A 10,773-nucleotide genomic window follows, 5' to 3' on the forward strand; every position below is an offset into this window, starting at 1 on the left:
CGGAGGTGTGTGGGCCGGGGGGGACGGAAGGGGGGGGCCTTGGTTCTTTTTGTTGTTTTGCGTTGTTTTTTTTTTTGGGGGGGGGGGGGGGGGGGGGGCGGTGCCGGGCCCCCCCCCCCCCCCCCCCCCAGGGCGGTCACTCCCGGAGCAGCAGGCGCTTCATGAGCGGCGTGGGGATGGCGAGTTGGATGCGGGCCGTCTCGTAACGCTCACGCGGCACTGCGGCCTCGCGCCGGACCCATCCGCGCTGGAGCAGCGACGTCAGCGCGACGGCCACCTGTGCCTCCAGCAGCCCCGTCTTGGTCGTCAGCCCGGAGAGGTACGGCTGGGCGTCCTCGGCGATGACGCCGGTGGTCCAGTCGGCGTGCGTGCTGAGTACGAGGGCGACGAGGCGGTGATGGGGGTGCATGCCGGACTCGATGACCAGGCGGTCGTACATGCTGCGGAACGGCGGGTCGCCGGGGCCGCGGGTGCCGGGGGCGATCAGGTGCCGACCGGCCTTGACGTCGGCGAGCGAGGGCCGGGGGCGCGAGCGGGCCATGTCGGCGGGGCTCGGCCTGTGCACGGTGGTGGTCACGGAGTCATCTCCTGACTGTCGGACGGTGGAGGGGTGTTGAGGTAGGACCCGGCTGGCCAGCCGGGTCCGGGGGGCGGCTCGGGCTTGCCCTGGTCGGCGGCGGGGGTGTGCTTGTCGCAGCGCCAGCCGCACGGGTACGGGCGGGCGTAGCGCAGGCCGTGCGGCGGCCGGGGGACGCCGCACGGCCTGATGGATCCGCTCACGCGCTGACCGCCGAGGCCCCGCAGCCCTGGCAGATCGCCACGCCCTCGGGGGTGACGGTGTGACGGGTCTGCATGTGGCCGCACACCGTGCTGTGGCACGCACGCCACAGCACCGCTGGCAGGTCGTCGGGAGGCGGCTGGTCGATGTCCCAGCGCGGCCGGGGCCGGAGCCACCGGTACGCGCGCAGCAGGCCGTGGACCAGGGCGAGGACGGCGAGCGCGCCCGCCACCAGCCAGGCCAGGAGGCCGACGGCGAAGACGGCCAGGAGCGCGAGCGCCGGAGCGTCGCTCATCAGGAGGTCACTCACGGCCGGCCCCCGCTCCGGGGAGGCGCAGCTCGGCGAGCGCGACCCCGTACGCGGCGTGGAGACCGGAGCACCAGATACGGTCCGGCTCGGCCGACCCGTACACACCGGCCCGGACCCAGCCGTTCAGCTTCGGGTCGGACTCGTCCACCGTGTCCGCGACGACGCCGCACCGCTCGACCGGGGAGGCGGCGGGTGACTCGATGATGCGCCCCGGCTGCGGCATGCCGTACTGCCCGCCGTTCCAGTTGTCCGCCGAACTCGCCTGCGCACGGCGCCGCTTCGCCTTCGGCTGCGGCACCTTGAATCCGGCGGCCATCAGGCCGGGTACCCGTCGATGCCAGGCAGCAGGCCGTACTCCCCGGCACGAGCCTCGCGCTCCTCGGCCTCCCGCACATCGCATTCGTCGCAGCCACAGGACTCGTACGATCCGTCGATGAACTCGGCCTGGCACTCGCCGTCATCAACGGCGGGCGCCTCGGCCTCGGCCTTGCGTTGCTCCTCGGCGTCCCGCTCCTCGTCCCGCGCGTCCTGGACGAACTCGGCGGTGCGGTCGTACTCGTAGCGCTCGGCCGCGCTCATCCCCTCGTCCTGGTCCACGTCGTGCTCGTCGTGCTGGATGTGAACGGTCATCAGGCGGTCCCTCGGCGGTGGCGGGCGGTACGGGTGATGCGGCGGTCTGCCACGAGGCCGGCGGCGATGCACGCGCCGACGAGGAGGCCGAGCGCGATGAGGCACAGCTGCGGGATCACTGCTCGGCCCCCGCGTCGCACGCCGTGGCGGGCTCGGTGTCACGCACGGGGTCGCCGGACATGCGCTGCATCTCCCCGGCAGGCGTGTCCCGCTCGGCGGCCTGGATGGCGGCCCACTCGTCAGGCTCGATGAACCGGACGGTGTTGACACACGTCCTCACGCCGTCGATGACGGTCTCGCCCTCGGCCCGCTCTTGGCCGTGTCCCGGCATGTAGTCCGGGGCCGGAGCGATCCTCGTGACCAGCTCGATGCCGAGGTGCGCGGCCCAGGTGTGCGCGTCGGCGATGGAGCCGGGCTGGAAGTGCAGCTCCGCGTGGCCCTCCCCGCCGTACGACCGGGCGCGCGGCCGGAGGTCGAGGAGGGGCGGGAGGTCCGCGGCGGCGGCCAGCAGCTGGCGGCCCACCACGCTCGCGCGCAGTGCTGCGGCTTCCATCTGCTCGATGGCAGCGAGGGGGTTGGGAGTGTTCGTCATGCCGACACCTGCCCGGCGGCCTGGGCGAGGGTCTGGACGTCGGGCGCGGTCTGGAGCGTGTTGGCGTGGGCCGGCGCTTCCCCGGTCGCGGTCTCCGGCAGGTCCTCGGTCTGCGTCCACGCGTGCACCGGGATGCCCTCGATGTGCGCGGTCGCCTCGGTGATCGTGGTGTTGTACGTACGGCGGTTCGGCGAGGTGATGATTTCGTCCAGGCCGAGCGCCGACGCGAACGCGCCCACGGCGTCGGGGTCCTGGAAGTAGTGGAGGCTGATGCCGTACACGCCGCGGTGCTCGGTCAGGGTGACGGAGACCGGCATCACGACCAGGCGGCTGATCACGGCCTCCGTCGCGGCGAGCGCGTGCATCAGCGCGTCACGCAACGGCGGCTGCGGCTCGGGAGTGGGACGGTCGATAGGGTTGCTCACGGTTCCTCGATCTCTGTGTTGGGTGAGGCGCCGAGGGGCTGCCGTGGACCTGGCCGGGTCCGGGCGGCCCCGTCTGTCGTCAGGCGGCGCTGGTCTCGCCGGCCTCGTAGGTGGCCAGCTCGTCGGCGATGGCCTTCTGCTTGGCCTCCTTCGCGGCCTGGCCCTTAAGCCGTCGGGCCTGTGCGCTCTTGAGCGCGAGCTCGGTGTAGTGCGCCTTGCGGAGCGACTCGGCGACCTTGGTGATCTCTGCTTCGGTCGCGGTCGGGTGCAGCTCGCGGGCCTTGGTGATGAACCGGGTGTGGTGGCTAGCGCGTCGGGCGGCTGCGGTGCGGCTCGCCCTGTCGGGGGTGTTGACCCAGCTCCGATGCGAGGCCAGGCGCATCTGCATCGACCGCTCGCTGGTGGTCATGGGGGGAGTCCTTCCGGGGAGTGATGTCCACGTCCATGGACGTGGACAGTGGCTCAAAAAAAAGAGCGCCCCGGTGAACCCCGAGGGTCTCGGCTATGAGCCGAGCCGTCTCGGGCTCCACCGTCCTGCGCTCTCCGCAGAGCATTGCGGAGACCTTGCTCTTGGAGAGTCCGACGCGATCACCCAGCTCTTTCCCGCTGATGACCCGCCCTCCTGGAGCCCACTGCATGAGCATCCTGAGGAGTGCGGGGTCGGTCAGGTGGAGCCTGCCAGGCGTCATCGGTTCCTCCGTTGAGCTGTCCACGATCGTGGACGGCCTCACTTAAGCACACCGCTTGAGCGGTGTCCACGATCGTGGACGAGATTGCGGTTAGGCAATATTCGGTCGCATGGGGTCGCCAGGCCCCCGCGCCGTCCCTGATCGTGGACAATGGCTCGCGAGCGTAAATGGTTGTGCGCCCTGACCAGGTATTTTCCAAAGGGATTTGGCCGAGAGGTGTGGACCGTGGCGCCGAGAGAGGCGGTTGTGGTGCCTGAGCAGCGTGACGCGCTTACCGAGCTGATGCAGCAGCACGTTGGCAGCGGCAAGCGGTGGTCCGTTCGCGATTTCTCGGAGGTCGCCGTGGATCCAGAGACCGGATGGTCTCCGAGTAAATCCCTCGTCGGGAAGATCATCAACGGTGACACCTACACCATCAGTCCCCGGCTCGTCTCCGCCCTCGCTGTCGGGCTCGATCTACCGCGCGACGTGATCGCCGCCGCCGCCCATTTCCAGGTGATCGGCTACACGGCGTCCGAGCTGGCGGGGGATGCCCCTGCGACGCTGTTGCACAGGATCGGCGAACGGCCGGCGGAGAGCCCCAAGTCCGAAGCGGTGGCGCGGAGTTGGGCGCAGGAAGAATAGCCGTTGCTCATTAGTCACATAACCTGACTGATTTCTGAATCGTCACAATGCCGATCGGACTCCTTCCGTTTTTGGCTGTCGCCTGCACTAATCGTCTGCGTAGTCGTATGGTGACGTGACCTCGCGCAGGATCGAACGCTTGTGCGAACCGGGTGTGTCCGAACGTACGGAACGGACACCCGGAGCCAGCGGGACAGGGGGTCATGTGACGGACGTTCGTGTGGAGCGCGTGGAGCTCGACGGCGGAATCCCCATGATGTATCGGGACTACGGCGACCGCGTACGTATGGCGTACGACCCGGACCAGATCGCCGAAGCAGCAGCCATCGCGCTGCTCTGCGTGCAGGTGCCGCGGCTCGTCGGGAGCCTCGCGTTGGTCGGGCCCGGCCGGTAACCCCCCTCCGCTGGCGGCCGGCTACTTGAGCCGGTCGCCAGGGCTCAGCCTCTTGTGTGCCAGCGCCGCCCGCTCCGCCCCGGCCGACGCGGCGTAGCGGGAGAGCATCTGCCGTGAACGCCACCCCGTGATCCGCATGAGGTCATCCTCGTTGCCGCCGCCGACCTTCCACTGGTGCGCGAACGTGTGACGGAACTGGTGCGGGTGAATGTGGGTGATCCCTGCCTCGGCGCAGCGGCGCTTCAGCATGGTCCCCACGCCCCAGATCGTCAGCCGGTGACCCTTGCCCCGGTCCGCCCACCACAGCCACATGTCCGGCTCCAGCGCCTTGCCCTTGTACTTCGCCGCAACTCGCAGGTACCGGTCAAGCGCCGTCGCGCAGGTCCGCCCGAACGGTACCGGCCGCGCCCTGTCGCCCTTGCCGAGAACGTGGAGCGTCATCATGTCGAGGTCGAGATCCGAGACGCGCCGGTCGGTCGCCTCGGACAGGCGCACGCCGGTGTCGAGGAAGAGCAGAAGCAGCGCGGTGTCCCGTCGGTCCGCAAAGGTCTTGCCCGCACAGGACTTGAACAGCTTCGCGAGGTCGGCGTCGCTGATGACGGGGACCTCCAGCTCGGTTACCGCGGGCGGCTTCATGGTCCGCATCGGTGACCGGCCGGACTCGATTTCCTCCTCGTCCACCAGCCAGTTGAACATCGTCTTCAGGCTGCGGAAGTGCTGGTGCGCGTTGCTCGCGGAGGTGCGCCTCATCGTGGCGGTGATGTACGCCTCGACGTGCTCACGGTGGATCGAGTCGATGTCGGCCGGGGCCGGCCGCCCGGCGGTGCCGTCCTCGTTGGCGGCCGGACGGTACCCGGCGTCCTCGTCCAGGAGGAACACGGTGAAGCCGCGGGCGGCGTGCCCGTAGATGCGGATCGTGTTGTCGGACTTGTTCTGGGACTTGAGCGCCCGCAGCCAAGAGGCAGCCATCGGGCCCAAGTTGTATCGCTCTTGGGTCATGCCCACCACAGTGCTGTCCACTATCGTGGACAGTCAAGGCGCTTGGCCTGTTAGCGATGTGCTTCCGGACAGAAAAAAGCCTCACCCGCGTTTCCGCAGGTGAGGCTATGTGTGCGCCCCCGGCAGGACTCGAACCTGCGGCCAAGCGCTTAGAAGGCGCCTGCTCTATCCACTGAGCTACGGGGGCCGGAACGTGGTCCCGGGGCCCGGATGCCGGTGGGCAGTCCGTGCGGTCCGTGACCTGTGCCGGGACAAGGATAGGGCTCAGCTCACCCTGACCCGGTTGCTTCACCTGCGTGGCACGATGTGGAGGTTCGGTGAAGCGAACCGATAATCGCAGGCAGGTGCGATTCCCGCAGTGCTTTTCACGCCTCAGACTGCGGGTGTTGTGCACTCGTTATGCCTGTGCCCCACTCGTCCCGTCTGTCCCCCGCACCTGACCGGCGCGCAGGAGATGTCTATACGCTTCAAAAAGACTCCAAAGTTGGGCATTCTTCGCATGTGGTGACCTTGGACGTACGGCCTCAGCTGATCGACGCACTTTCCGCGCTGCGCGACCGTGTCGCCGCCGTGCGTCTTCCACTCCCTCTCGCCGGGACCCCGCGTGCCCGGCAGACCAGGGAGGAACTCCTCGCGCAACTCGACGACTACCTGGTGCCACGGCTCCGGGACCCCGAAGCGCCACTGCTCGCCGTGGTGGGCGGATCCACCGGGGCCGGGAAGTCGACGCTCGTCAACTCCCTTGTGGGGAGGCGGGTCAGTGAGGCGGGCGTGCTGCGGCCCACGACACGCACACCGGTACTGGTGTGCCACCCCGACGACTCCCACTGGTTCGACGGCGTACGGGTCCTGCCGCAGCTCACCCGCGTCTGGCCGACCCAGCAGGAGAAGGACGGCGGCGCGGGGGCCTGGGGCGCGGACGCCGAGAACGCGCTGCGCATCGAGACCGCCGCCGCGCTGCCCCGCGGCCTCGCGCTGCTGGACGCGCCCGACATCGACTCGCTCGTCGTACGGAACCGGGTCCTCGCCGCCGAGTTGATCTGCGCGGCCGACGTGTGGGTGATGGTGACCACCGCGTCCCGGTACGCCGACGCGGTGCCCTGGCACCTGCTGCGCACGGCCAAGGAGTACGACGCCTCGCTCGTGACCGTCCTCGACCGGGTGCCCCATCAGATGATTGACGAGGTGTCACGTCAGTACGCGGCGCTGCTCACCAAGGCCGGACTGGGCGATGTGCCGCGCTTCACCATCCCCGAACTGCCCGAGTCGGCCGGCGGCGGCAGCGGACTGCTCCCGACCACCGCCGTCTCGCCCCTGCTCGCCTGGCTGACGCACCGGGTGCGGGACCCTGCGGCGCGCCAGCAGGCCGTCGTCCGTACCGCCGCCGGGGTCATCGGGTCGCTCAACGTCAGGATGCCGGAGCTCGCGGGGGCGGTCGCGGCGCAGTACGCCGCCGCCGTACGCCTCACGGGCGCCGTCGAGGAGGCGTACGCGTCCGAACGGGAGCGCGTGCGCGGGCGGCTCAAGGCGGGGGCTGTGCTCGCGGGGGACGCGCGGACCCGCTGGCGCGGCTATCCGAGGGACAGCTCCGCGCGCGAACTGCTCGATTCGCTGGCCGAGAGCCTGGCCTCGCTGCTCCAGTGCGCCGTCGCCGCGGCCGACGAGCGGGTCATCGAGGCGTGGCGGCGCGAGCCGGCCTCGGGGGCGCTCCTGGCGCCGGGGCCGGACGGTGAGGTGTCCGAGCGGATCGGGATGGCCGTACGGCGCTGGCGGCGGGTCGTCGAGGAGTTGGCCGAGGACGAGGTACGACTTCTCGAACGCGCCGGCGCGCCCGACGCCGAGACGGTCGCCGCGCTCCTGGCCGCCTCCCTTCTCGGCGGGCACCGCACCCGGGCCGCGGGGGAGCGGCTGGCCGAGCGGATCGGGGCCCAGGGCGCGCTGCGGCTGCGCGACAAGGGCGGTGACCTGGTGGCGGCATACATCGACGACGTATTGCACGGGGAACGGGACCGGCGGCTGGCTCCCCTTGACGCGCTCGAAGTGGCGCCGGAGCCGCAGGCGGAACTCATCGCCGCGCTTTCCGTACTCCAGAAGGAGATGTGACCGAGATGGCGGACGCGACGGACGTGAGCACGCTGACGGACGAGCCCGGCGAGACGGGGCCCGGTAGGGCCGGAGCGACGAAGGCGGGGGCGGGGAAGGCCGGGGGCGGAGAGGCCGGGGGCGGGGAGGCCGGTGGTTCCGGTGGCCTTGGTGGCTCTGAGGGTGTGAGCGGTGCCGGAGGCGCTGACGCCGCGGCGGCGAACGGTGCGACCGGCAGCGCGAACGGCGGTGCGGAGGGGGCCCGGCGCTGGGACGACGGGCTGATCGCCCGTCACGCGACCGGGCACAACGGCGCCGGCGGCGTGGCCGTCACCGTCGGGGTGGAGGCGATCGGGGACGCCGGCGGAACGACTGCCCCGGCCGACGCCCACCAGCCCATCGGAGGCGCCTACGAAGGGCCGTTGAGGGCGCGGCTCGACGCCCTGCGCGAACTCGTGGGTCTCTCGCGGACCCGTATCGACGGGACCACGCTCGCCGAGGCCGGACGCGTACTGGACGAGGCGTCCACACGGCAGCGGCTCTCCTCCCGGCACACGGTCGTCGCCATCGCCGGTGCGACGGGAAGCGGCAAGTCGACACTGTTCAACGCGCTCGCCGAAGTGCCGATCTCCGAGACGGGCCTGCGCAGGCCCACCACCTCCGCGCCCATCGCCTGCGTCTGGTCCGAGGGCGCCGCGGGGCTGCTCGACCGGCTCGCCATCCCCGGGAGACTGCGCCGCAAGCCGCTCGCCGGCGGTGACGGGGACGAGGAACTGGCGGGTCTCGTCCTCATCGACCTGCCCGACCACGACTCCGCCGTCGTGGCGCACCGGGACCAGGTCGACCGCGTACTGGCCCTGGTCGACGCCGTCATCTGGGTGGTCGACCCCGAGAAGTACGCCGACGCCGCGCTCCACGAGCGCTATCTGCGACCGCTCGCGGGCCACGCGGAGATCACCTTCGTCGTGCTGAACCAGGTCGACCGGCTGCCGGGGGACGCCGCCGACCAGGTCCTGGACGATCTGCGCCGACTGCTCGACGAGGACGGCATGGCGCTCGGCGAGCACGGTGAACCGGGGGCCACGGTGCTGCCGATCTCCGCGCTCACCGGCCGGGGCGTCGGTGAACTGCGCGGGGAGATCGGCCGTTTCGTGCAGGAGCGGAACGCCGCCGCGAGGCGGCTGTCGGCCGATGTGGACGCCGCCGCCGCCCGGCTGCGCTCGGTGTACGTCGCCGACGGGCGCACGGGCCTCAGCGAGCGTTCGCGCGAGGAGTTCGCCGAACGGCTCGCGGGAGCGGTGGGCGCGGTGGCCACCGGCGAGGCGGCCGAACGTGAGTGGCTGAGGAACGCGGGGCGCGCCTGCGGAACGCCCTGGCTGCGGTTGTGGCGCTGGTACGAGCGCACCCGGACGCCCGGTGGCGGCGTGCCGCGCGCCACGGTGATCGTGGAGGAGGAACTCACCGCCAGGCAACGGGTCGAGCAGGCCGTGCGCACGGTCGCGGACGACGCGGCGGCCGGGCTGCCCCGGCCGTGGGCGCAGGCGGTGCGCGAGGCGGCGGTGCGGGGTGCCGTCGGGCTGCCGGAGGCCCTGGACGAGTTGGCGGTGACGGCGGGGCCGCCGAGTGGTCGCCCCTCGCGCCCCGCCTGGTGGCCGGCGGCGGTGCTCGCGCAGGCGGCCATGACACTGCTCCAGATCTTCGGCGGGCTGTGGCTGGTCGGCCAGATCATCGGGGTGCTCGATCCGGGCATCATCCCGCCGGTGCTGGTGATGCTGGGCGGGATCGTGGGCGGTCCGCTGGTGGAGTGGGCGTGCGCGGCGGCGGCGCGTGGACCGGCGAGGCGGTACGGGCAGGACGCGGAGCGGCGGCTGCGCGAGGCCGCGGCGGGCTGCGGGCGGGCCAAGGTGCTGGATCCGATCGCGGCGGAGCTGATGCGCTACCGGGAAGTGCGGGAGCAGTACTCGACGGTGTCGGGGCTGACGAGGTAGGAGCGAGCGCTCCGCGTACTCGTGCCCGCCGGGTGCGCCGTGCCGGGTGTCTCGTGCCGGGTCCGTCGTGTGCCACGGGTTTCCGGCGGTGGGGGACGGGCGGCCCCGAAAGGGTGACGGAGTTTTGCACAACTGGTGAGTAATCCACAGCCGTCGGCGGAGATTTCCCTTCCGGGCCAGCATGAAGTGGTCGGTGAGCGCCGACACCGGAGAAACGGGGGCTGTCATGAACGACACGGTGGTGACGCTGGTGGGAAACGCCGCGACGGGGGTGGAGGACCGGGAAACGGCGAACGGCGGGGTGGCGCGCTTCAGGTTGGCGGTGACTCCGCGCCGCTGGGACCGCCGCAACTCGGCCTGGACCGACGGTGGTACGAGCTTCTACACCGTCTGCGCGTGGCGGAATCTCGGGGCGAATCTCACCGCGTCGGTCAATGTGGGAGACCCGCTGGTGGTGCACGGCAGGCTCCGGGTGAGGGAGGAGGCGAAGGACGGCCAGCGCCGGACGTTCGTCGACATCGACGCGGTGTCGGTCGGTCACGATCTGACGTGGGGGACCTCCGCGTTCAAGCGGGTGGCGCGGGCGAATCCGGTGCTGACGGAGCGTCCGGCGGACGTCTCGGCCGCGAAGACCGCCGCGGCGTCGACAGGGTCCGCGGGGCCGGCCGGCGGGAGGGAGGCGACCTGTGAACCCGTGCATACGCAACCGTGGTTGTCCGAACAGGACGGGTCCTCGGCGCCCGCCGGGGGCGTCGCGGCGCCGACCGGACCGCTCTGACCGGGGAGTTGTGGAGATTTGTCGACAGTCGAACGGGTCCGAAGGTGTGAGCGATAACGATTCCGATTCGGAACGGTTATCGGAACGTACGAATGGGCATCGCCGGTCACCTTGATCCATAGGATTCCCGAGTACTCATGGGGCACTTGAGTCTGCTGGCGAGGCAATCCCCCCACGCGTCCCACGCGGAGGACCTCGCACGGAGGGAAAAATCTGTGTTGTCTGCGCTGTCTGAGTTCTTCGCTCCAACCGCTCGGAGGCGGGGCGCCGCCCGTCTCGCCGCCTCGCTGGTCGTTTCCGGTCTTGTCGTCGCGGGCTCCATAGCCAGCGCGGGCACGGCCGTGGCCGACGACACGCTCCAGCACCGGGGGGGGGGGGGGGGGAGGGGGGGGGGGGGCGGGGGGGGAGAAAGGGAAGGGCTCCCAAGGGGCGGGGGGGAGGGGGGGTCGAGAGAAGGGTTGGGGGAGGGAGGAGTTGAGGGAGA

General features: G+C 71.1%; 14 protein-coding genes and 1 tRNA gene. 5 read left to right on the top strand and 10 right to left on the bottom strand.

What is annotated here, in order from left to right; translation table 11 throughout:
- Nucleotides 1-136: 136 nt before the first annotated feature.
- The 8 genes from ACZ61E_RS32170 to ACZ61E_RS32205 all read right to left on the bottom strand — a co-directional run bounded on the left by ACZ61E_RS32170 (nt 137) and on the right by ACZ61E_RS32205 (nt 3,144).
- Entirely contained in the window at nt 137-577 is a 441-nt protein-coding gene (locus tag ACZ61E_RS32170; RefSeq protein ID WP_469703909.1) for a hypothetical protein, read from the bottom strand.
- Nucleotides 574-780 (bottom strand): hypothetical protein, encoded by a 207-nt coding sequence (locus ACZ61E_RS32175; protein ID WP_469703910.1) that lies wholly within the window; start codon nt 778-780, stop codon nt 574-576. Before ACZ61E_RS32175 ends, ACZ61E_RS32170 begins: the two co-directional genes overlap by 4 nt.
- Complete coding sequence (locus ACZ61E_RS32180) at nt 777-1,073, bottom strand: hypothetical protein (protein ID WP_469703912.1); 297 nt, start codon at nt 1,071-1,073, stop codon at nt 777-779. Before ACZ61E_RS32180 ends, ACZ61E_RS32175 begins: the two co-directional genes overlap by 4 nt.
- Before the next feature lie 7 nt (nt 1,074-1,080).
- Nucleotides 1,081-1,404 carry a hypothetical protein gene (locus ACZ61E_RS32185; protein ID WP_469703914.1) on the bottom strand — a complete coding sequence of 108 codons (324 nt, stop codon included), beginning with the start codon at nt 1,402-1,404 and terminating at the stop codon, nt 1,081-1,083.
- Nucleotides 1,404-1,718, bottom strand: a complete 315-nt coding sequence (locus ACZ61E_RS32190) for a hypothetical protein (protein WP_469703915.1) — start codon at nt 1,716-1,718, stop codon at nt 1,404-1,406. Before ACZ61E_RS32190 ends, ACZ61E_RS32185 begins: the two co-directional genes overlap by 1 nt.
- Nucleotides 1,719-1,833: 115 nt before the next feature.
- Nucleotides 1,834-2,310, bottom strand: coding sequence for a hypothetical protein (locus tag ACZ61E_RS32195; protein ID WP_469703917.1), 477 nt, complete (start codon nt 2,308-2,310; stop codon nt 1,834-1,836).
- Entirely contained in the window at nt 2,307-2,735 is a 429-nt protein-coding gene (locus ACZ61E_RS32200; RefSeq protein WP_469703918.1) for a hypothetical protein, read from the bottom strand. The genes ACZ61E_RS32195 and ACZ61E_RS32200 overlap by 4 nt, the downstream gene beginning before the upstream one ends.
- A 79-nt stretch (nt 2,736-2,814) precedes the next feature.
- Nucleotides 2,815-3,144 (bottom strand): hypothetical protein, encoded by a 330-nt coding sequence (locus tag ACZ61E_RS32205; RefSeq protein WP_469703920.1) that lies wholly within the window; start codon nt 3,142-3,144, stop codon nt 2,815-2,817.
- Nucleotides 3,145-3,673: 529 nt separating this feature from the next.
- Between ACZ61E_RS32205 and ACZ61E_RS32210 the strand changes: the two genes are divergently transcribed.
- Together ACZ61E_RS32210 and ACZ61E_RS32215 are read left to right on the top strand one after the other, a co-directional pair.
- Nucleotides 3,674-4,048, top strand: a complete 375-nt coding sequence (locus ACZ61E_RS32210; protein WP_469703922.1) for a hypothetical protein — start codon at nt 3,674-3,676, stop codon at nt 4,046-4,048.
- A 205-nt stretch (nt 4,049-4,253) separates the two neighbouring features.
- Nucleotides 4,254-4,442: a hypothetical protein gene (locus tag ACZ61E_RS32215; protein ID WP_469703924.1), complete on the top strand. Its 189-nt coding sequence runs from the start codon at nt 4,254-4,256 to the stop codon at nt 4,440-4,442.
- A 21-nt stretch (nt 4,443-4,463) separates the two neighbouring features.
- On the opposite strand, the gene ACZ61E_RS32220 is transcribed toward ACZ61E_RS32215, so the two are convergent.
- Entirely contained in the window at nt 4,464-5,411 is a 948-nt protein-coding gene (locus ACZ61E_RS32220) for a tyrosine-type recombinase/integrase (RefSeq protein ID WP_469703925.1), read from the bottom strand.
- A 144-nt stretch (nt 5,412-5,555) separates the two neighbouring features.
- Nucleotides 5,556-5,628 (bottom strand) — tRNA-Arg (locus tag ACZ61E_RS32225).
- Nucleotides 5,629-5,951: 323 nt separating this feature from the next.
- Here ACZ61E_RS32225 and ACZ61E_RS32230 point away from each other — a divergent pair.
- The 3 genes from ACZ61E_RS32230 (at nt 5,952) to ACZ61E_RS32240 (ending at nt 10,289) form a co-directional block, all read left to right on the top strand.
- Complete coding sequence (locus ACZ61E_RS32230) at nt 5,952-7,544, top strand: dynamin family protein (RefSeq protein WP_469703928.1); 1,593 nt, start codon at nt 5,952-5,954, stop codon at nt 7,542-7,544.
- Nucleotides 7,545-7,549: 5 nt separating this feature from the next.
- Nucleotides 7,550-9,511 (top strand): YfjP family GTPase, encoded by a 1,962-nt coding sequence (locus ACZ61E_RS32235; protein WP_469703929.1) that lies wholly within the window; start codon nt 7,550-7,552, stop codon nt 9,509-9,511.
- Between the two features lie 226 nt (nt 9,512-9,737).
- Entirely contained in the window at nt 9,738-10,289 is a 552-nt protein-coding gene (locus tag ACZ61E_RS32240) for a single-stranded DNA-binding protein (RefSeq protein WP_469703927.1), read from the top strand.
- The last annotated feature ends 484 nt before the right edge of the window (nt 10,290-10,773 follow it).

Source organism: Streptomyces sp. NPDC104581, assembly GCF_055583685.1.

Bases quoted from the DNA above. Each gene is read 5' to 3' on its own strand.
- ACZ61E_RS32180 (WP_469703912.1), bottom strand. From the start codon at position 1,073: ATGAGCGACGCTCCGGCGCTCGCGCTCCTGGCCGTCTTCGCCGTCGGC.
- ACZ61E_RS32185 (WP_469703914.1), bottom strand. From the start codon at position 1,404: ATGGCCGCCGGATTCAAGGTGCCGCAGCCGAAGGCGAAGCGGCGCCGT.
- ACZ61E_RS32190 (WP_469703915.1), bottom strand. From the start codon at position 1,718: ATGACCGTTCACATCCAGCACGACGAGCACGACGTGGACCAGGACGAG.
- ACZ61E_RS32195 (WP_469703917.1), bottom strand. From the start codon at position 2,310: ATGACGAACACTCCCAACCCCCTCGCTGCCATCGAGCAGATGGAAGCC.
- ACZ61E_RS32205 (WP_469703920.1), bottom strand. From the start codon at position 3,144: ATGACCACCAGCGAGCGGTCGATGCAGATGCGCCTGGCCTCGCATCGG.
- ACZ61E_RS32220 (WP_469703925.1), bottom strand. From the start codon at position 5,411: ATGGCTGCCTCTTGGCTGCGGGCGCTCAAGTCCCAGAACAAGTCCGAC.
- ACZ61E_RS32235 (WP_469703929.1), top strand. From the start codon at position 7,550: ATGGCGGACGCGACGGACGTGAGCACGCTGACGGACGAGCCCGGCGAG.
- ACZ61E_RS32240 (WP_469703927.1), top strand. From the start codon at position 9,738: ATGAACGACACGGTGGTGACGCTGGTGGGAAACGCCGCGACGGGGGTG.